At 61.7% G+C, this 21,068-nt stretch carries 15 protein-coding genes; 8 read left to right on the top strand and 7 right to left on the bottom strand.

Going from position 1 to position 21,068, the window contains the following annotated elements:
• Window positions 1-12: 12 nt before the first annotated feature.
• From LHFGNBLO_RS18415 to LHFGNBLO_RS18435, 5 genes are all read right to left on the bottom strand, one after another.
• Complete coding sequence (locus LHFGNBLO_RS18415) at window positions 13-1,680, bottom strand: ABC transporter ATP-binding protein (protein WP_258600573.1); 1,668 nt, start codon at window positions 1,678-1,680, stop codon at window positions 13-15.
• A gap of 9 nt (window positions 1,681-1,689) precedes the next feature.
• Window positions 1,690-2,826: an ABC transporter permease gene (locus LHFGNBLO_RS18420; protein ID WP_258600575.1), complete on the bottom strand. Its 1,137-nt coding sequence runs from the start codon at window positions 2,824-2,826 to the stop codon at window positions 1,690-1,692.
• Window positions 2,827-2,828: 2 nt separating this feature from the next.
• Complete coding sequence (locus LHFGNBLO_RS18425; protein ID WP_258600576.1) at window positions 2,829-3,836, bottom strand: ABC transporter permease; 1,008 nt, start codon at window positions 3,834-3,836, stop codon at window positions 2,829-2,831.
• Window positions 3,837-3,950: 114 nt separating this feature from the next.
• Window positions 3,951-6,035, bottom strand: a complete 2,085-nt coding sequence (locus LHFGNBLO_RS18430) for an ABC transporter substrate-binding protein (protein WP_258600580.1) — start codon at window positions 6,033-6,035, stop codon at window positions 3,951-3,953.
• Between the two features lie 119 nt (window positions 6,036-6,154).
• Window positions 6,155-7,621, bottom strand: coding sequence for an alpha-glucosidase/alpha-galactosidase (locus LHFGNBLO_RS18435; protein WP_258600581.1), 1,467 nt, complete (start codon window positions 7,619-7,621; stop codon window positions 6,155-6,157).
• A gap of 206 nt (window positions 7,622-7,827) precedes the next feature.
• Here LHFGNBLO_RS18435 and LHFGNBLO_RS18440 point away from each other — a divergent pair, with 206 nt between their 5' ends.
• Complete coding sequence (locus LHFGNBLO_RS18440) at window positions 7,828-8,703, top strand: AraC family transcriptional regulator (protein ID WP_258600582.1); 876 nt, start codon at window positions 7,828-7,830, stop codon at window positions 8,701-8,703.
• A gap of 69 nt (window positions 8,704-8,772) precedes the next feature.
• Here LHFGNBLO_RS18440 and ftsZ read toward each other — a convergent pair whose 3' ends face one another.
• Window positions 8,773-9,780 carry a cell division protein FtsZ gene (gene ftsZ, locus LHFGNBLO_RS18445; RefSeq protein ID WP_258600583.1) on the bottom strand — a complete coding sequence of 336 codons (1,008 nt, stop codon included), beginning with the start codon at window positions 9,778-9,780 and terminating at the stop codon, window positions 8,773-8,775.
• Window positions 9,781-10,092: 312 nt separating this feature from the next.
• Window positions 10,093-11,739: an acetolactate synthase large subunit gene (locus LHFGNBLO_RS18450; RefSeq protein WP_258600584.1), complete on the bottom strand. Its 1,647-nt coding sequence runs from the start codon at window positions 11,737-11,739 to the stop codon at window positions 10,093-10,095.
• A gap of 496 nt (window positions 11,740-12,235) precedes the next feature.
• Here LHFGNBLO_RS18450 and LHFGNBLO_RS18455 point away from each other — a divergent pair, with 496 nt between their 5' ends.
• The 7 genes from LHFGNBLO_RS18455 to LHFGNBLO_RS18485 all read left to right on the top strand — a co-directional run bounded on the left by LHFGNBLO_RS18455 (window position 12,236) and on the right by LHFGNBLO_RS18485 (window position 21,057).
• Entirely contained in the window at window positions 12,236-13,771 is a 1,536-nt protein-coding gene (locus LHFGNBLO_RS18455) for an FGGY-family carbohydrate kinase (RefSeq protein WP_258600585.1), read from the top strand.
• Window positions 13,768-14,544: a DeoR/GlpR family DNA-binding transcription regulator gene (locus LHFGNBLO_RS18460; protein WP_258600586.1), complete on the top strand. Its 777-nt coding sequence runs from the start codon at window positions 13,768-13,770 to the stop codon at window positions 14,542-14,544. The genes LHFGNBLO_RS18455 and LHFGNBLO_RS18460 overlap by 4 nt, the downstream gene beginning before the upstream one ends.
• Window positions 14,541-16,265 (top strand): glycerol-3-phosphate dehydrogenase/oxidase, encoded by a 1,725-nt coding sequence (locus tag LHFGNBLO_RS18465; RefSeq protein ID WP_413774633.1) that lies wholly within the window; start codon window positions 14,541-14,543, stop codon window positions 16,263-16,265. Before LHFGNBLO_RS18460 ends, LHFGNBLO_RS18465 begins: the two co-directional genes overlap by 4 nt.
• Window positions 16,266-16,647: 382 nt before the next feature.
• Window positions 16,648-17,670: a sugar-binding transcriptional regulator gene (locus LHFGNBLO_RS18470; protein WP_258600587.1), complete on the top strand. Its 1,023-nt coding sequence runs from the start codon at window positions 16,648-16,650 to the stop codon at window positions 17,668-17,670.
• Window positions 17,671-17,703: 33 nt separating this feature from the next.
• Entirely contained in the window at window positions 17,704-18,360 is a 657-nt protein-coding gene (locus tag LHFGNBLO_RS18475) for a DUF2291 family protein (RefSeq protein WP_258600589.1), read from the top strand.
• Window positions 18,357-19,898 carry a sugar ABC transporter ATP-binding protein gene (locus tag LHFGNBLO_RS18480; RefSeq protein ID WP_258600590.1) on the top strand — a complete coding sequence of 514 codons (1,542 nt, stop codon included), beginning with the start codon at window positions 18,357-18,359 and terminating at the stop codon, window positions 19,896-19,898. The genes LHFGNBLO_RS18475 and LHFGNBLO_RS18480 overlap by 4 nt, the downstream gene beginning before the upstream one ends.
• A gap of 25 nt (window positions 19,899-19,923) precedes the next feature.
• Complete coding sequence (locus tag LHFGNBLO_RS18485; RefSeq protein WP_258600591.1) at window positions 19,924-21,057, top strand: ABC transporter permease; 1,134 nt, start codon at window positions 19,924-19,926, stop codon at window positions 21,055-21,057.
• The last annotated feature ends 11 nt before the right edge of the window (window positions 21,058-21,068 follow it).

Below are 21,068 nucleotides of genomic sequence, written 5' to 3' on the forward strand. Positions count from 1 at the left end.
CGGCATATGCAATCAGGCTACCTCGAAAGCGGCTTTGACGAGCCGCTGCGTGTAGGCGGTTTTGGGATTGGAGAGAACTTCGTTGACCGGCCCCTCTTCGACGATCTTGCCGTGCTGCATGACGATCACGCGGTGGCATAGGGCGCGAACGACCTTGAGATCGTGCGAGATGAAGAGGTAGCTGAGGCCTCGTTCGCGCTGCAGCTTGCGCAGCAGTTCGATGATTTGCGCCTGGACCGAAAGATCCAGCGCCGACGTCGGCTCATCGAGCACGATGAACTCGGGTTCCAGAGCAATGGCTCGGGCGATGGCGATGCGCTGGCGCTGGCCGCCGGAAAACTCATGCGGGAAGCGCGAGAGGATGTTGCCCGGCATACCGGCGCTGGTCAGCGCGTCACGCACCCGGTCGATACGATCGTTCTTCGTCGCGCCGATCCTGTTGACGATCAGCCCTTCCTCGATGGTCTGGCCGATCGTCATGCGCGGGTTGAGCGACGAAAACGGATCCTGGAAGACTACCTGCATGCGCGACCGCAGCGGCCGCATCTCACCCCGCGAACGGCCATGGATCGGCTGGCCGTCGAAATAGATCTCGCCACTGCCCATGTTGTTGAGCCTGAGCAACGCCTCGCCGAAGGTCGTCTTGCCCGATCCGGATTCGCCGACGAGGCCCAGTGTCTCGTGGCGGCGAAGACTCAGGTCGAGGCTGTCTACGGCGACGAGTTCACGCAAATCCGGTTTCAGGAAGGTGCCATGCCGCAGCATGAAGGAAACGCGCACGCGCCTGGCATCAAGGATGATGTCGGCGCCTTCGGGCAACGGATTGGCCTCGCCCCGCGGCTCTGAGGCAAGCAGGTGCTGCGTATAGGGATGCTGCGGATTGGCGAAAAGCCTTTCCGTCACATTGTGCTCGCACATTGCGCCATGCTGCATGACATAGACATAGTCGGAGAATTGCCGCACCACCGTCAGGTCGTGGGTGATCAGGATCACCGCCATCCGCAGTTGTTTCTGCAGGTTGCGAATGAGGTTGAGGATCTGCGCCTGAACGGTGACGTCGAGTGCCGTCGTCGGCTCGTCGGCGATCAGCACGTCGGGATCGTTGGCGAGCGCCATGGCGATCATCACGCGCTGGCGCTGGCCTCCGGAAAGCTGGTGCGGATATTGCCGAAGCCGCGCGGAAGGGTCCGGTATCTGTACCTGTTGCAGAAGTTCGAGCGCTCGCGCCTCGGCCTGCCTGCGGCTCACCTTCCGATGCACCCGGATCGCCTCGACGATCTGGCTGCCGATCGTGTAGATCGGGTTGAGCGAGCTCATCGGCTCCTGGAAGATCATCGAAATGCGGTCGCCGCGCAGTTTGCGCCGGTCTCGTTCCGAGAACTTCAGGATGTTGGCGCCATCATATTCGACAGTCGATTTCGCCGAGATGACGGCGCGCTTGGACAGCAGCCCCATGACGGTGCGCGCCGTCACCGACTTGCCCGATCCGGATTCGCCGACGATGGCGATCGTCTCGCCGCGATAGAGCTGGAAGGAGATATCCTTCACGGCTTCGACGGTGCCGTGCTCGACCTTGAAATCGACCGCGATGTTGCGGGCGTCGATGACCGGGTTTTCCGAACGTCCGTCGTGGTCGAACCGTACAGGCGGGGCGAAGGCGTTGACGAGTGCGACAGCCATCACATCACCTCAATAGGGATCGACGGCATCGCGCAGACCATCGCCAAGCGCGTTGAACGCGAAGACGGTGACAAGCACGAAACCGACGGGTGCGAGGATCCAGGGATAGGTGCCGATGACCGAGTAGGTCGCAGTGTCCTGCAGCATGAGACCCCACGAGATCAGCGGCGGCTTCACCGCAAAACCGAGAAAACCCAGGAACGACTCGAGCAGGACGACACTCGGGATCGCCAATGTGACGGCAACGATGACGTGGCTCATCACGTTGGGGAAAATGTGTTGCATGATGATGCGACGATCGGTGGCGCCGACCGCAATCGCGGCCCGGACATAGTCGATCCGAGCAAGCGCCAGCGTCTTGCCGCGGACTTCGCGCGACATCTGCGCCCAGCCGAGCGCCGACATGACGATAATCACAAAGGCAAGGAAGACGTTGGTCGGTGCCGTCACCGGGACCAGCGATGTCAGCGCCAGGTAGAGCGGCAATTGCGGAAAAGCGAGCACGAGTTCGACGAAGCGCTGTACCCAGACATCGAACGTACCGCCGAAATAGCCCGAGACCATGCCGACGGTCGTGCCGATCACGGTGACAATGAAGACCACCGTCAGTGCGATCATCAAGGATATGCGCGAACCATAGATGGCGCGGGCCAGCACATCGCGGCCGAATTTGTCGGTGCCGAGGAAATGCACCGGCTGACCGTCGGTCGAGCCGAAGAAGTGCCTGTTCGCCGGGATCAGGCCAAGGAGCCTGTAGTCCCCGCCCTTGACGAAGAAACCGAGCAGGCGCGGATGGTCATAGTCCGGTCCGACGACCGGCTGGAAAGTCACGGGGTCAAGTTCCTCCGAATCCGCTAGCGCATAGACGCGCGGCTGGAAGACGAAATTGCCGTCCCTGTCGTGGAAGCTCATCATTTGCGGCGGGGCGAAACCGACATCGGTCACCTTGGGATCCATGGGGGCGAAGAAATCGGCAAACACTGCCATCAGCACCAGAAACACGACCAGGATCAACCCGGCCATGCCGGTCCAGGACCGCTTCAGGCGACGCCAGACGAGCGCCATATAGCTCTCGTTGCCATGCGGCCTTCTGTTCGTGACGGGTTCTTCAAGAGGGGGCGGCAGGGACGGATCGATAGCAAGCATCCTCAAGCCCCCGCATACTGGCGGACGCGGGGGTCGAGCAGGACCAGCAGCATGTCGGCGATGATGTTGCCTACGATCAGCGTCGCCGACAGCACCATCATGAAGGTCGCGGTGACGTAGACATCGCCGACCGCCATCGAGCCGACGATTGCCGGCCCGACTGTCGGCAACGCAAAGATGATCGCTGTTTCGATCTCGCCGGTCAGCATGTAGGGCAGCACCACGCCCTGATACATGACGAGCGGATGCAACGCATTCGGCACGGCATGGCGCATCACCACTGCACTGCCGCTCAGCCCCTTGGCGCGGGCCGTCTCGACATACTGGGCATTCAGCGTATCGAGCAGATTGCCGCGCATGACGCGCATGTTGTAGGCAAGCCCGCCAAAAGTTGCGATCGCAACGACCGGCCATACATGTTTGACGAGATCGACGAACTTGGCCCACGACCATGGCGCTCCGCCATATTGCGGCGAGAAGAAGCTGCCGATCTCGGACACGTTGAACTTGAAGACCAGAAGATAGACGATGATCAGCGCCATCAGGAAGCGTGGCACCGTCATGCCGAGGAAGGCGACGGTCGAAAGCACGCTGTCGACCCAGCTATATTGCCTGGTCGCCGCCCATATGCCGAAGCCGATGCCGAGCACGGAGGCGAGGAGATGGCAGACCAGGGCCAGAAGCAACGTGCGCGGCAAGCGTTCGCCGACCACATCGGCGACCGGCTTGTTGTAGTAGAGGCTGTAGCCGAAATCGCCGCGGGTGACGATGCCGCCGATCCAGTTGAAATACTGAACCAGCATCGGTTTATCGAGCCCGTGCTCGATCCGGTAGGCCTGCGCCTGCGCATCGGCCTCGGCGAAGGAGGCTCCGCCCTGATTGATGAGCTGGGAGCGAATGTAGTCGGCATAGTCGCCCGGTGGTGCCTGGATGATGGCGAAAGTGACCGCGCTCAGGATGACCAGCACTGGTATGGCTGAGGCTATGCGCACGAGCAGGAAACGTAGCATCGGACGGTTCGCTTCTCTTTTGCAGCAGTTGCTCCTCGTGGGCGCAGCCGGCGTTTCTTTTTTCCGGCCGCGCCCGCGGCGCGGCCGGAAGGTCGCTTCGTCTGGGAGGAAACCTTAATTCATCGGCCCCTTGTCTCCGGGCTTGCCGGGGAGTTGCTCAGGGAACAGCTCATACTTGCCCTGTTTGTCCGCCGCGACGAAGACGCGTTCCCGGATGATCGAGTCTTCGGCCCAGTTGAACATGAAGATCGGCGTACCCTGCGGGATGTTCGAGAAGCGCTTGTTGATGATCAGCGCGCCCGGATATTCCGTCAGGCCGACATTGTAGACGTGTTCCGTCGAGATTTTCTGGAACTGCTTCATCAGGCTGGCGCGTTCGTCATTGTCCTGCGTGGCGACGAACTTGTTGACGATGTCGACGAGATCCTTCTCGAACGGCATCAGGTCGACCTCGCCGCTTTCCGGCGCGCGGTGGTTCCAGCTGGTCTTCGGGCCGACAGGAGCCAACTGCTCGGTGTTCTGCACGACAGAGGTGAGCTCCTGGTCGTTACGCCGTACCAGCCAGTCGAAGCGGCCGGAATATTGTGAGGCGTCGCGCTGGGTGCCGTCGAGCCCGTTGAGGACAATGCGCAGGCCAAGCTTTTCCATCTGGCCGACGACACCTTCGGCGAGACTCTTGTCGGTGGTGTAGTCGTTGTTGACCAGCATCACGATCTCGACATTCTTGCCGCCCGCGGTGCCAGCCGGGAAGTTCACGAAGCCATCTCCGTCCGTATCCTTCAGACCTGCCTTGGCGAGTTCCGCCTTGGCGCCTGCAAGATCGAATGGGTAGTAGACGGTCGAATCCCGGTCATAGAAGCTTGTGCCAGAAGAGAGACCGCCCGGATAGATCGCGGTGAACGGACCCTTGACCAGCGAGTCACCGAGCGCCTTGCGGTCGAGTGCCATGGTGACGGCCTTGCGGAAATCCTCGTTGCGATTCAGCTCGCGGATCGCTTGCCCGCGTTCGTCCGGATTGCCCCAGCCATTGGCGGAGAAGTTCATGCGCAGATTGTAGCCGATCAGGCGCGGGCCGAAGGCGAGACGGGCCGGCGCGTCCTTTTCCGCCGCACGCTTTAGCGAGGCGACAAAGTTTTCGGGCTGCTCGAGGTTCGAGAAGTCGGCGGCGCCCGCCACGGCCTGGACGTCGCGGTCCGCCCAGGTCGAGAGCTTGTAGTGCAGCTCGTTGAGGTAAGGCAGCTGATTGCCCTTCTCGTCGACCTTCCAGTAGTAGGGATTGCGCCGCATGACGACGATATCGTCCGGCCGGTATTCGACCGGCACCCAGGCGCCCATCACCGGCATGTTCATATATCCCGGCGGGAAGGCGTTCTTGAACTGCTCGTAGGTGTTCTTCGAATATTTCGGGTGTTGCGGCTTCAAAATATGCGCGGGGCCGGGGCAAAAGGTGCCGTAAGCCATGGCATAGAGATATTGCTTCGGGAAGGCTTCCTTGAAAGTCCACTCGACGGTGTAGTCGTCGATTTTCTTCAGCGTCGTGCCGACGCCGAAGGTTTCCTGGGTGGCACCGTTGAGCGGCGACACGTTCCGGTCGACGACCTCGTCATCCCAGTAGAACATGACGTCGTCGGCATTGAACGGAACGCCGTCTGACCATTTGGCGCCTTCGACCAGGTGCATCGTCAGCGTGTGGCCGTCCGCCGACCAGTCCCAGCTCTTGGCAAGGTTCGGCAGCGGCTCGGTGTCCTTGGCCTCGACCTGGAACAGTGGTGCGGTGCGCGTCAGGCATTCGGAAAGGCCGATATCGATGCCGCCCCAGCCTTGCGTCTGGCCGGCACCATAGTTCCAGCCTTCCGGCCGGCCGCCGATGACATGGCGCATCGTATCGCCATAGACGCCGATGCCGTCCGCCATGTTGCCGGTCTTGAAGACCAGCGGCTCTTTCGGCAGCCGATCCAAGACCGGCGGCAACGCACCGGTCTTGACGTATTTCTCGGTGACCCAATCGGGCTCATGGTATTCGGGAAGCGCCTTGAACTCCAGGATGGAGTCACGCGCCACATACTTGATCTTGCCCTCGGCGGGAAACTGCGCCGGCACTGGCGGCACCGTCGGTTCGGATGCGTATGCATTCAACGCCGAAGCGGACACGCTCAGCGCCAGCCCTGCAAGAATGCCGATGTTGCGGAAATTCGTCATCGTTTCTCCTCCCTATTGTTCCAGAGCGCGCTTACGCCGCTCCATTTCTCCTCGATATGTGCTGACCGTGCGCGCGGTGATCCCCCCGAAAATCCGTCGCAAACCGTCCTGTCTGACACTCAGACGGCCTGCTTGAGGGCCGCTTTTTCGGCGCGCAGTTCCTCGATCGAGCGGACGTTGCGCCGCGCAGCACCTGCCCATTCGCGGGTCTGGATCCTGGATTTCGAAAGCCGCTCCTTCGCAGCCGGAATTGCATGGGCGTATTGCGGCAGCCAGTTGGCCTGGGCGACGACCATCTCGTCGACCATTTGCCAAACCTCTTCCGGCGTCGAGACGGCGCCGACCAGCGGGTCGTGCAGGACCGCGAGCTTCAGCAGGTCGATATCGCCGCTGATGGCCGCATGAACGGACATGCGCTGAACGTTGATCGAAGAAATGCAGGTAGCGGCGCAGGCTTCCGGCAACGTGATATCAGAGGCCATGTTGATGCCGAAGCGATCGACGAAGCCCGGCGACTCGATGATCGCGTCCTGCGGCAGGTTGGTGATGACGCCATTGTTCTTGACGTTGAAATGGCCGCGATATGTGCGGTTCGTCTCCAGCGCTTCCAGAATGTGGCTGGCATGCTCGTTGGAGCGCTTGGAAGGATCGATCGGTCTCGCGGCAGAGTCGAGAAACTGCGGAAATTCCGTCTCGAACCAGTTGCGCGTTTCGGTCGAGTGGCGAAGGTAGCCGCCGGTTTCGCCGTGGATCCAGTCCGACATGTCGATCCAGCGGGTGATTTCGTCTGGCCGCTTGCGGTACCAGGGCAGATATTCGGAAAGGTGGCCGTTGCTTTCGGTCGAGTAGACGCCGAAGCGCTTCAGGACGTCGATGCGCAGTTTTTCCTGCCGCGAAAAAACCGGGTGCGCTTCGAAAGCCGCAATCAACTCGTCCTTGCCGATCTTGCGGCCGTTGAGACGCAGATCGATGAACCACGTCTGATGGTTGATACCGGAGCAGACATAGTCGAGTTCGCTATGCGATTTGGCGCCGAGCACTTCGGCGATCTGCTCGGCGCCGTGCTGGACGCCGTGGCAAAGGCCAACGGTATCGACCTTGCCATATTCGATCGCCGCCCAGGTGTTCATCGCCATCGGGTTGGCGTAGTTGAGGAATTTCACGCCGGGCTCCGCAAGTTCGCGGATGTCCTTGCAGAAGTCGAGGATGACCGGGATGTTGCGCTGGCCGTAGAGAATGCCACCGGCGCAGATCGTATCGCCGACACACTGGTCGATGCCATATTTCAAGGGGATTCGGATGTCGTCGGCATAGGCTTCGAGGCCGCCGACGCGAACGCAGCTGATGACGTAGCGAGCCCCCTCGAGGGCAATGCGGCGATCGGTTGTCGCCGTGACTTTGGTCGGTAATTTGTTGAATTCGACGATCTTGTCGAGGATCGTCTTGATCATCCCGAGATTGTGTTCGCTAAGGTCGGTCAGCGCGAATTCGACATCCCTGAATTCAGGAACGCACAGAATGTCGGTAAACAGCTTCTTGGTGAAGCCGACGCTTCCCGCGCCGATGATGGCGATTTTGAAACTCATCACTTCACCTCGATCCTGTCGAAATGTTAGGTAAGGGCGACAAAAGGAAATTTGATCCACATGCCGCGGCACGCAGCCACGACAAATTGGAATCCGGCGTCTCCTCCTGACCGCTCCTCGACCGCGGCTTCTTATGCTTTCGGGAGGGATTATGCGCCTATTCGCGAAAGCGAACAGAGAAGGATTGTGCTTTCAGGGGTAATTTTGTGCTGCAGGAGTTAATCGACACCGGGCCATCGACCAGGGCGGTCTCACTGCCGCGCGGCCGCCAGCGCCTGCACACCATGCCGACGAGCGCGGGCTACGAAGTGCGCGAGAACGAGATATACGATTGGGACGGGCGCAAGCGTGGTCAGACGCCGTTTACCGTGCTCCAGCATACGATCAGCGGCAGTGGCCGACTGCGCTACGAGAACCGCAATTACCATTTGCAAAAGGGCGATACGTTGCTGGTGCTGGTGCCGCACAACCATCGCTATTGGCTGGCCAAGGGGGAACGCTGGGAATATTTCTGGATATCGATGAACGGCGAGGAAGCGCTGCGCATCCACAAGTCGATCCTCACTGCCGTGGGTCCGGTGATGCGGTTGCAGCCATCGACGATCGATCATCTTGCAGACTGCAGCGTGCGCCTCGTCAAGGGCGCGGTCTCGCCTGGAGCTGCTTCGGCCGTGGCCTACGAAGCGGCCATGGCGCTCTACGACGATGTCTTTGGCTCGCATACCTTCGCCGACGAGAAGAGCCCCATGCAGCCGGTGGTCGACCATATCAAGGCCAATCTCGACAGGCCGCTACGCGTTGAAGACCTCGCCGAGATCAGCGGACTGAGCCGCGCGCATTTCTCGCGCTGCTTCTCCGAGAGCGAAGGTATTCCGCCAGCCGAATACGTGTTGCAGCAGCGACTGCAGCGAGCGGCGAAATTGTTGACCAAAGCCGACTTCCTGCCGGTGAAGGAGGTGGCCATCATGTGCGGCTTCGAAGATGCCAATTATTTTTCGAAAGTCTTCCGCCGTCTGTACGGCATCAACCCGACGCAATTCCGCACCACCGGCATGTATGCCAGCGTGGGGAACCACCGCTAGGCCGGCAGCCTATCGATGACGTTCCAATCACATGCGGAGTTTTGCCGAAATATCCAACGAGGGCGTCGCTCAATTCACGCGCATTTCTGATCCCGCCAGCAGCGGTATCTCAAGTCCCCGCCGCAATCCCGTCGCAACCACAGACACCCTGAATTTTCCGGCCAGTGCCCGGTCAAATATGGCGCCGACGATGATGTCCGCATCGGCATCGACCTCCTCGCGTATGCGGGTGGCGGCCTCGTCGACTTCGAACAATGTCATATCCATACCGCCCGAGATCGAGACCAGGACGCCCTTGGCACCAATCATGGACGCTTCGTCGAGAAGCGGGTTTGCGATTGCTGCTTCGGCAGCCCTCTTGGCGCGACCATCGCCAGTGGCTTCGCCGGTTCCCATCATCGCGCGGCCCATGTCGCGCATCACCGACTTCACATCGGCGAAGTCGAGATTGATCAGCCCTTCCTTGACGATGAGATCGGTGATGCAGCCGACGCCCGAATAGAGGACGCGGTCCGCCATGACGAACGCGTCCGCGAATGTCGTCTTGGCATCGGCGATCCTGAACAGGTTCTGGTTCGGGATGACGATTACCGTATCGGCGCATTCGCGAAGTCGCTCGATGCCCTCTTCGGCCGATTGCATCCGGCGTTTTCCCTCGAAGGTGAATGGCTTGGTGACTACAGCCACCGTCAGAATTCCCGCTGCCCGCGCGGCCTGCGCGATAACAGGCGCAGCACCCGTTCCGGTTCCGCCCCCCATGCCGGCGGTCACGAAACACATATGCGTTCCCGCCAGATGGTCCATGATCTCGTCGATCGATTCCACGGCTGCGGCGCGGCCGACCTCGGGCAGGGAGCCGGCGCCCAGACCTTCCGTGATGTGAGCTCCCAACTGGATCAGCCGCGAGGCCTTCGACATGGTGAGTGCCTGGGCATCGGTGTTGGCGACGATGAATTCCGCGCCCTGCAGGCCCTCGGCGATCATGTTGTTGACGGCATTGCCGCCACCGCCACCGATCCCGACGACCGTTATCTTCGGCCGCATTTCTGAGATTTCCGGCCTCGTCGCGGTGTTCATTGCCGTTTCTCCCTGGAATGCGCCAGCGCAGTGGTCGGTGGAGGCTTGTTCCGATACCGCACGAAAACCTTGAACGGTGGCGGTGCGAATCAGGACAACCCAGTGTGACACAGGGAATCAGAGGGCGGAGTAGGCCGCAAGTGGGCGATGTGCCTCGCGACCGTTCCGCGGCAACGGTTCGGCGTGTCCGTTGCGCTTTTATCGCGATCTGGCCGGTTTTCGCTGCAACCATCCATGCGTCGCGTCCGAATGGCGCTGGCGAGGAGGGTCAGATCCGGGCGCGGACGAAATCCGTTCTTGTGCGTCGCGACATCATGTCTCCCGTGCCGCCGGCAGTCGCATGCTCAGTTCATCGACAAGGACGCGCTTGTTTTCCGAATAGTCGATGGGGACGACGACAAGATGGACGCCGCCGCCAGCGAATGCCTTCTCCAGAGAGGATCGGAGTTCACCGATGGCGTCGACCCTCGTTCCCTTGGCGCCATAGGCCTCGGCGTACTTGACGAAGTCAGGGTTGCCGAAGGTCATGCCGAAATCGGGAAACTGGTCGACCGCCTGCTTCCAGCGGATCATGCCGAAGGCGTTGTCCTCGATGATCAGGACGACCAGGTTGAGCCCGAGCCTGACGGCGGTTTCCAGCCCCTGGCTGTTCATCATGAAGCCGCCGTCGCCGCAGACGGCCATGACGCGGCGCTCGGGGTACAGCATGGCGGCCGTCATCGCTGACGGCAGGCCCGCACCCATGGTCGCCAGGGCGTTGTCGAGCAGGAGCGTGTTGGCGACACGTGTGCGGTAGTTGCGCGCAAACCAGATCTTGTACATGCCGTTGTCGAGGGCCAAAATACCGTCTGCCGGCATGACCGCGCGCACGTCATGGACAAGGCGCTGCGGCGTGAAGAGGTCTTCCGTCGCGCGTGCGGCAATCCGGTTCAAAATGCCTTCGCGCAGCGGCAACAGGGCTTGCGCGTTGGGGATCTTGCCTTCGACGCGATCCGCCAGCAGCCTGAGCGAAGGGCCAATGTCGCCAACAACCTCCGTCTGCGGAAAATAGACCTGCTCGACATTGGCGGGTTGGTAGCTGACATGGATTACCTTCGGCCCGCCGGCGCCCATGATGAAGGGCGGCTTCTCGATTGTGTCGTGGCCGATGGTGATGATGAGGTCGGCTCGTTCTATGGCCTCGTGCACATAGTCGCGCTCGGAGAGTGCCGCCGTGCCCATGTAAAGCTCGGTTCCGCCAGGCACCGTGCCTTTGCCCATCTGCGTGGTGAAATAGGGGATGCCGGTTCGCAGCACGAACTGGGCGAGATCGGAGGTCGAGCGCGGCCGCGAGGCGGCGGCACCGAGCATCGCCAGCGGACGCTGGGCTTGCATGATCATTTGCGCAGCGCGGTCGAGGGCGAACGGGCTCGCCAGAGGGAGTTCGACCGGGTGCGGCGGTATCAGCACCGGTTGCTCGCATGCCTCGGCCGCGATGTCTTCGGGTAGTTCCAGATGCACCGGCCCCGGACGCTCCTCCTCGGCAATGCGGAACGCTTCGCGTACCACGGCCGGGATCGTCTTAGGCGAGATGATCTGGCGTGAAAGCTTGGTCAGCGGCTTCATCGCGGCGACGATGTCAACAATCTGGAAGCGCGCCTGGCGCGACGACCGGATACCCTTCTGCCCGGTGATCATGATCATCGGCATCGCGCCAAGCAGCGCATAGGCCGCACCAGTCGTCAGGTTCAGGGCACCGGGCCCGAGCGTGGTGATGCAAACCCCGGGTCTGCCGGTGAGCCTTCCGTAAGTGGCCGCCATGAACGCCGCCGCCTGCTCATGGCGGGTCAGGATGAGCTGGATCGACGATTTGCGAATGGATTCGACGACGTCCAGGTTTTCTTCGCCCGGAATCCCGAAGATGCGATCGACGCCCTCATTCTCGAGTGCGGCGACGAGCAGGTCAGAACCCTTGTACATGGAAGCACCTCCTGGAATGAGTGCGAAGCTGTGGCGGACCATATCGGAGACAGATCAAACATACGCCGGTAAAGCCGTACAGCGAGGCGCACTCGCCGCCAACATCCCTTGTGCGTCCGATGGGGCGGCGGCGCAGGTTTGCGGACGAGCACATCGAGGTTATACCGGGGACGTCGGGCAGGGTGAGGTCCGGTGCTTTGTCACAACTGAACTCGTTCATGTGGGCGAATGAACGGACCAAGTGAGACATTTTATGATCGATAAAAATTCAACCGAATCAGTAGGTTTTGTCATTTCAGCGTTTCGAGGCTGTTCGACCGGCAGAGGCGTCCGCAGTGTTTTGAACATCAATTGACGTTAATTTAACATCCCTATATGGTTCATTTCGGCCGGCACGGTGCCGATTCCATTCTTGTATCCCGTCTGCTCATTGGTTGTCGTTATCCATGCGAAGCCGCTGCATCGAGAAATCCATGACGACGAGAGGGCAGTAACCATGCCCTGCCTGCTCGGAATCGACAACGGCCTGACAGTTACCAAGGCGGTGATCTTTGATGCCGACGGCACGCAACTGTCGGTGGCGCGGCGGCGGGTGCCGCAATCGATGCCGCAGGCGCGCTGGGTCGAGCGCGACATGGCAGGTCTCTGGCAAGCCACCGCCGACGCCATCCGCGAGGCGATCGCGCTGTGCTGTCGGTCGGCTGACGATATCAAAGCAGTGGCGGCGACCGCGCATGGCGACGGGGTGTATCTGCTCGACAAGGACCGCCGGCCGTTGGGGTCCGGCATATTGTCGCTCGACAGCCGTGCGGGCGAAATTGTCGACAAATGGTCTGCAGGTTCCATCTTCGGCGACGCGCTCGCGCTGACTGGCCAGGCGCCGCATGTTTCGGCGCCATCGGCGCTGCTGGCTTGGATCAAGCAGAACGATCCCGACCGCTATGGGCGCATCGGTCACGTGCTGGCCTGCAAGGATTGGCTGCGCTTTTGCCTGACCGGCACGATCGGCACCGACCGGACGGAGGCCAGCACCTCATTCACGGATTTCCGCACGCAAGCCTTCGCGCCGGAAGCGATGCGCATCTTCGGACTGGACGGCCTTTTCGATGCGCTGCCGCCGGTAGCGCATTCGGCCGACATCGTCGGGCACGTCACCGCCGAGGCTGCCGAAATGACCGGCCTTAGCAAAGGCACGCCCGTTGCCTGCGGCCTGCATGACGTAACCGCCTCCGCACTTGGCATGGGCGGCCACGAGGAAAGCACGCTCAGCATCGTCGCCGGCACCTATTCCATCAACGAAGTCGTTTCGTCAGAGCCGCGCGTCGACCCGCGCTGGTTCTGCCGCAACGCTATCGACGCCGGTCGCTGGAACAACATGGCGATCTCTCCGGCCTCGACCGCGAACTACGACTGGTTTCTCGACACGTTCTGCCGCTCGGAACAGGACAAGACAGACGCCGATGGCGGCTCCATCCACGAGCTGTTGGCAGCAGAGATCGACGCGGCGCTGAAGAGGCCTTCGACCATCTTGTTTCATCCCTATCTGTTCGGCTCTCCCTATGGCGAAATTGCCAGCGGCAGCTTTGTCGGCCTTCACGGCTGGCACACTCGCGGCGATATGCTGAAGGCGGTTCTGGAAGGCATTGTCTTCAATCACCGCACCCATGTCGAAGCCTTGCGCGACGGCTTTGCTGTCAGCGAGATCCGCCTCACCGGCGGCGGTTCGCGCAACCCGGCCTTCGTCCAGATGTTTGCCGATGTGCTGAATGCCCCGGTCACCATCACTTCGACCGACGAGGCCGCCGCCTTGGGTGCAGCCCTTTGCGCCGGCGCTGCGGTCGGCCTGTTCGAAACGCCGCAACAAGGCGCCAGGCAGGTCGGCATGACGGTGCGCCAGTATCAACCAGTGCCTGCCTCCAGTGCTGTGTTCAACGAGCGGTTTGCCCTCTATTGCCGCATCGCCGAGCAGCTGAAGTCGCAATGGCCGGAGATCGAAAGACTGTCGCGGCCGGACACGAGGGGAAACGCATGATCAAGGCCGACGAACGACGCGAAGAGATCGCCGAATATGTGATCAAGCTCGGCCAGGTGCGCATCGACGATCTGGTCGAGCATTTTGGCGTATCGCGCATGACTATTCACCGGCATATCGACCGGCTGGCGCAGCAGGGCGTGTTGCGCAAGCTGCACGGCGCGGTGACGGTCCAGCCGTCCGGTCTCTATGAAAGCGCCTTCCGCTACCGGGTGACGGTCAACAGGGCTGAGAAGGATGCGTTGGCGCGGGCGGCGATGGACTATGTCGAAGCTGGCCAGGTGGTCATGCTGGACGATTCATCTACGGCAAACGCCGTTGCCACGCTGCTGCTCGACGTCAAGCCGCTGACGGTCATCACCAACAGCGTGGCGACGGCTGCGCTGCTGACCAATGTCGACGACATCGACTTCATCTGTCTGGGCGGCCAGTATCACAGCACCTACAATGCCTATATCGGCATCGTCTGCGAGAACGCCGTGGCGCAACTGCGCGCCAATGTGCTGATCTGCTCGGCTTCGGCCATCACCGGAACCACGTCCTTCATCCAGGATCCGAATGTCGTACGGGTCAAGCAGGCGATGATGGCCGCTTCGGTCAAGCGCGTCCTGCTGGTCGACCATGCGAAGTTCGACAGGATCGCACTGCATGTCTTCGACGATTTGACCAGTTTCGATGCCGTGCTGACGACCGAGGGCCTGGGTGACGTGCAGGCGCAGAATCTCGAACGAGCCGGCGTAAAATTGCGCATCGTCAAGACGACGGCACAATGAGTTCATCTGACGGAGCAGGGGTGGAAAACCCCGCCGGGCGTCTCGCCGCGATGGCTGCGACCGGCGAGGTCGACGTCGTCATTCTTGGCGCCGGTGTCAACGGGGCGGGCCTGTTTCGCGATCTGTGCGCGCAAGGCGTCAGCTGCCTGATCGTAGACAAGGCCGATTTCGGCTCGGGCACAAGTGCCGCGCCGTCGCGGCTCATCCATGGCGGCCTCAAATATCTCGAAACCGGCGAGTTCGGGCTGGTGGCGCAGTCGACGCTCGAACGCAACCTGCTTTTGAAAAACGCGCCGCACTATGTCAGCCCGCTGCCGACTGTCATCCCGATCTTCTCCTGGAGCAAGGGCATGCTGGCGGCGCTGCGAACGCTGTTCGGCTCGACCAGCGCGCCGCGCAGTCGTGGCGCCATCCTGATCAAGATCGGCCTGATGATCTATGATTTCTACGGCTCGCGAAACCAGGTCATGCCACGCCATCGGATGGTCGGGCGGCGGCAGGCGCTCAGTGAGATGCCGGCGCTGAACCCTTCGATCGTCGCTACCGGCACCTACTACGATGCCACGATCAGCCAGCCCGAAAGGCTGGTGCTCGAACTGATCCTCGACGGGCTGCAGGCCAATGCAGCGTCCGCCAGCGCGAACTACACGGCGCTGGTTGCGTCAGCCAATGGCATGCTGACCTTCCAACCAACCGGACAACCGGGAAATGGCGGCGCATTCTCGGTGCGGCCGAAGCTGGTGGTCAATGCCGCTGGTCCATGGATCGACGACGTCAACGCGTTGCTTGGTGCGCCGTCCAAGATGATCGGCGGCACCAAGGGCTCGCACATCCTGCTGAAGCATGACGAGCTGGTCGGAAGCCTGGCTGGGCGTATGCTTTATTTCGAGGCCGATGATGGTCGCATCTGCCTGGTCTACGACTATCTCGGCCTGGCGCTGGTCGGCTCGACCGACATCAAGGCTGACAATCCGGACGAGGTCCGCTGCGAACCGGACGAAGTCGATTATCTGCTCGAGAGTGTGCGGACGCTTTTGCCCGGCATGGCGTTCGGGCGCGAGCAGATCGTCTATGCCTATAGCGGCATCAGGCCGTTGCCGGCCTCGGATGCATCGGTGCCTGGGTTGATCAGCCGCGATCATTCGGCGCCGATCACCGAGCCGGACGGCAATAGGCCCTTCGCGGTTATCTCGCTGGTCGGTGGCAAGTGGACGACATTCCGCGGCTTTGCCGAGGAAGTCGCCAACACCGTGCTCGAGCGTCTGCAGCGCAGCCGCAAGGTGACGACGCAATCGATGCCGATCGGCGGCGGCAAGGACTTTCCAGTCGACGCTGTAGCGCGTGCAAGCTGGCTGGCCCGGGCTGGGGCGGAGACGGGCGCCTCGGAAGGACGCCTCGACCAATTGCTGTCGCGCTACGGGACCAGAGCCATGCAGATCGCCAAGCATGGGTCGAATGGTGAGGGCCACCTGCCGGACTCGGACAGCTATGGAAAGTCGGAGATCGACTACATCGTGCGCAACGAATTCGTCGAACATCTGACTGATATCGTCATGCGCCGCAGCACGCTGGCGATAGGCGGGTCCCTGACAAGCCGCAACTTGCAGGAGATTGCTGCGATCGCCGGGCGGGCGCTGGACTGGAGCACTGCGCGCATTGCGCAGGAAGTCGAAGCCGCTGTTGATGAGCTCGAGGGCAGGAACCTGATGCGGCTGGGCTGATCGCGCCGTCGCCGATGCCGATGGTTTTCCTCGGGCAATCCGACCAGGTTGCCCTGCGTGCCCCTTTCGTGCGAAACCTTCCCATCTCACAGTGGGAGTGGGATTTTCAGCGCTTCCATATAATTGTTTTAAAACATGATCTTAAACTATGTTTTTCTTGCCATGGCGTGTGCACTTAGGTTATCGCCCGAATTAGATAACACACATTGACGTGAATTTAACACCGCCATATGATCGACTAACATGCTGACGTTCTAATAAGGCTTGTGCTGACTGCCGATCCGCCAGCAGGGCGCCAATCCGCAGAGGGATTGACAGCGATGCAAAGGTGTGAAAATTTTTGCACACAAAGATAATAATATCACCCTGGGGAGGGGATGGATTGAAATCCGGCGGAACCGCGAACCGCGACCACGAGTCCAGCCTCGCCACGCGCGCGGCCTGGCTTCACTATGCCGGAGGTCTCACACAGGCCCAGGTGGCCAAGCGGCTTGGCCTGACCAGCCTCAAGGCACACCGGCTCATCACCAAGGCCAACCAGGAGGGCCTGGTCAGGGTCTTCATCGACGGCGATGTCGCCGAATGCGTCGACCTGGAGCAGCGCCTGACCGCTGCCTACGGGCTCGACTATTGCGAGGTGGTTCCCGATCTCGATCAGGACGAGCTGCCGTTGAAGGGGCTGGGAATCGCCGGCGCCCAGTTCCTGAAGCGCGAAATCGATCGTGACGAAGAGATGCTGATCGGCGTCGGCCATGGCCGCACCCTTGCTGCCAGCGTCGAATATCTGACGCGCACGGCCGCCGCCCACATCCGTTTCGTGTCGCTGCTTGGCGGCGTGACGCGCAAATTCGCAGCCAATCCGCACGACGTCATTCATCGTCTGGCCGAGCGGACCGGCGCGCAGGCCTATGTCATGCCGGTGCCTTTTGTCGCCAACACCGTGGAGGACCGTGAGGTGCTGCTTGGCCAGCGCGGCATCAGCGATGTCTTCGAACTCGCCAGCCGGTCCGACCTGATGTTCGTGGGAATAGGCACGGCCGAGCGGGAAGCGTCGCTGGTCGCCACGGGCATGATCGAGCCTTCCGAAATCGACGAGGTCAAGCGCGACGGCGGCGTTGGCGAACTGCTTGCGCATTTCTTCGACGATAAGGGACGCCCGGTCGAAACGGCGCTGTCGGAAAGAATACTGGCGCTTCCGCGTGATCAGTTGAAGGGCCGCAGGATCGTGGCCGTGGCCGGTGGCAAGGTGAAAGTACGGGCCATCAAGGCGGTACTGGAAAGCCGGTATCTAAGCGGCCTGATCACCGACGAATGCACTGCCCGCGGGCTCGTCGAGCAGAGCCGGCTCGACGGCGCATCCGGTGCAACGAAACGCCTGGTGAACGGAGGATCGGCGAATGCATGACAACGGAAAATCCGCTTCGCTGGTGATTGCATCATGAGCGCGAAGGTTACCACCACATCGCCCCGGCCGACCTCGCCGGGCTTACGCCGCGCACTTGCCGGCGCTGCGGTTCTGGTTCTGCTTGGCGCCATGGCGCTCGACACCAAGGTCGTCAAGATCGGCTCCGCGGGCGACGTTCGAAACGCTGTCTTTTCCGCAGCCGACTACGGCAAGTCGGAGTTTCCCAAGGTGCAGGCCGATGTCGAGGCGCGCGCCGCCGATGCGGTGACGGTGGCGACGGCGATCGCCAAGGACAGGGCGACGGCCGAAAAGGAGTACGGCGTCCCAGCAGGTGTCGGACCCGTCATCTCTGTTAAGTTTACTGGCGTCGTCGGTGAGGGAAAGTCAGGCATCTACAAGCTCGCTGTCGACGGTTTGCCGGATACGTTGACGGTCCGCGTGCAGACCGGGCCGGCGATCAACGGAACCGAGCTTCGCGACGCCACGGGCAAGATCACCTTCGGCCAGTTCACCAACCAGATCGAATATCAGGACGCCGGCTCGGCGCTGAACAATGAGATGAAGAAAGAGGTGCTGGCGAAAGTCGATACGAGCACCTTGACCGGCAAGACCATAGCGGTGGTCGGCGCTTTCAAGCTGGTCAACCCGAAGAGCTGGCTGGTCACTCCGGTGAGGCTGGACGTCAAATGAAAACGGCTTCCGGCACCGAACCCGCGATTGGCGACGCCGTGCTTTCGGCGCGCAACGTCGTCATGTCCTATGGCGGCGTTCACGCGCTCAAGGGCGTCAATTTCGATATCCATCGCGGCAAGGTCACCACCCTGTTCGGAGAGAACGGCGCCGGCAAGTCGACGCTGATGAAGATCCTGTCCGGTGTGGTGACGCCGACATCCGGCGACATCGTGCTCGATGGCAATCTCGTCAGCTTTTCCTCGTCCTCGGACGCGCGCGATCGCGGCATCTCGATCATCCACCAGGAACTGAGCCTGGCGCCGAACCTCAGCGTTCGCGACAACATCTTCATGGGTCGCGAACTGCGCACCAGAACCGGTCTCGACTTCGCCGAGGAGTCGCGCCAGGCGCGCGCGCTTATGGCCGACCTCGAAGAGGACATCGACCCGCTGACCCTGGTCGAGGATCTGCGCCTGGGACAGCAGCAGATCGTGGAGATCGCGCGGGCGCTGTCGGTCGATTCCCGCATCCTGATCATGGACGAACCGACCTCCGCGCTCAGCGCGACAGAGGTGGAGGTGCTGTTCAAGGTGATCCGCGACCTGACCAGCCGCGGCGTCTCGATCGTCTACATATCGCATCACCTCGAAGAGGCGCTGCAGATCACCGATTACGCAGTCGTCCTGCGCGACGGGGCGATCACCGCGACGGCCGAAGCCAAGGACATCGATCTCGAGTGGATCGTCCGCAACATGGTTGGCGAGAATTTCGACCTCGGCTCGCCGCCGACCGGCCACGCGTTCGGCAATGTCGCGCTGTCGATCGAGGATGTCAGCGTCATCGACACTTCGGGTTCGGGCTATTCGGTCGTCGATCATTTGTCGCTGGATGTCAGGGCAGGCGAGATCGTCTGCATCTATGGGCTGATGGGCGCGGGCCGCACGGAATTGCTGGAAGCCGTCGCCGGACGCGTGCCGATGGCGGGCGGTCGAGCGCTGCTTGAAGGCGAGGACGTCTCGGGACTGACCATTGCCCAGCGTATCGCAAGAGGTCTGGTGCTCGTGCCCGAGGACCGGCAGCGCGACGGGCTCGTTCAGACGATGACCGTCGGCCGAAATCTGTCGCTTGCCAGCATCGAAGCTTTCGCAAAGGGGCTGTTTCTGTCCCGCTCCAAGGAACGAGGACTAATCGAAGACTCGATCCGCAAGGTGACCATCAAGACCGCCGGCGGCAACGCCATGATCGGATCGCTGTCGGGCGGCAACCAGCAAAAGGTCGTCATCGGCAAGATGCTGACGACAAATCCCAAGGTCATCCTTCTGGACGAGCCGAGCCGCGGTATCGATGTCGGCGCCAAGGCTGAGGTCTTCCGCTTGCTGAGCGAGCGCGCCGCGCAAGGCCTAGCGGTCGTCTTCTCGACCTCGGAGGTGAACGAGTGCCTCAGCATTGCCCACCGGGTCGTCGTGATGCGGCGCGGCAAGATTTCAGCCGAATTCGGCTCGAACGCCACCAAAGAGCAGATCATGGCCGCCTCCGGCGAAGCCGTGGTCGCCTGATCACCAGGAATTTCGGAGTCCGACCATGACCGATGTCAGCCAGGCCAGCAAACAGTCCAGACCCAGTGCGGGCAGCGAAGGCTTCGACCTTGCCAAGCTGCTGCTCGAAGGCCGGGCTTTCTTTGCCCTGATCGTCATCATCGTCGTCTTCTCGATCCTGTCGCCCTACTACCTCTCCGTAGCGAATTTCCTGACCATGGCATCGCATGTCGCCATCTTCGGGATTCTCGCCGTCGGCATGCTGCTCGTCATCCTCAACGGCGGCATCGACCTGTCGGTTGGATCGACGCTCGGGCTTGCCGGCGTCGTCGCCGGATTCCTGATGCAGGGCGTGACGCTGACCTGGCTGGGCGTCGTTGTCTATCCGCCGGTCTGGGTGGTCGCGGTGCTTGCCTGCATGCTGGGGGCCGTCGTCGGCCTGATCAACGGCGTGCTGATCGCGCGCTTCAAGGTTCCGGCCTTCGTCGCCACGCTGGGGGTCATGTATATGGCGCGTGGCCTGGCGCTGCTGATGACCAGCGGGCTGACCTACAACAATCTCGGCGGCAAGCCGGAGCTGGGTAACACCGGCTTCGATGCGCTTGGCTTCAACCGCCTGTTCGGCGTGCCGACCGGCGTGGTGGTCCTGGCGGTCATCGCGCTCATCGGCAGCATCGTCTTGAACCGCACCGCTTTCGGGCGCTGGCTTTACGCTTCGGGTGGCAATGAGCGCGCGGCCGAACTCTCCGGCGTTCCGGTCAAGACGGTGCAGATTTCCGTCTATGTGCTTTCAGGCATCTGTGCCGCCATCGCCGGGCTGATCCTGTCCTCGCAGCTGACCTCGGCGGGACCGACCGCAGGCACCACCTACGAATTGACGGCCATCGCGGCCGTCGTCATCGGCGGCGCGGCACTGACTGGCGGCCGCGGCAACATCCGCGGGACCCTGCTCGGGGCCTTCGTCATCGGCTTCCTGTCCGATGGTCTGGTGATCATCGGCATCTCATCCTACTGGCAGACAGTGTTCACGGGCGCAGTCATCGTGCTCGCCGTGCTCCTCAATGCCGTTCAGTATCGCCGCCGTAGCAAGCTCCTGGCTTCGACGGACGGCCAACCGACTTCTCAGAAACGGGGGAAGGCCGAACCGGCCAATCCTGCCCAAGGGAAGACTGCCAAGTGACTGGCAGCAAT

The organism is Mesorhizobium sp. AR10, from assembly GCF_024746795.1.
Taxonomy (GTDB): Bacteria; Pseudomonadota; Alphaproteobacteria; order Rhizobiales; family Rhizobiaceae; genus Mesorhizobium.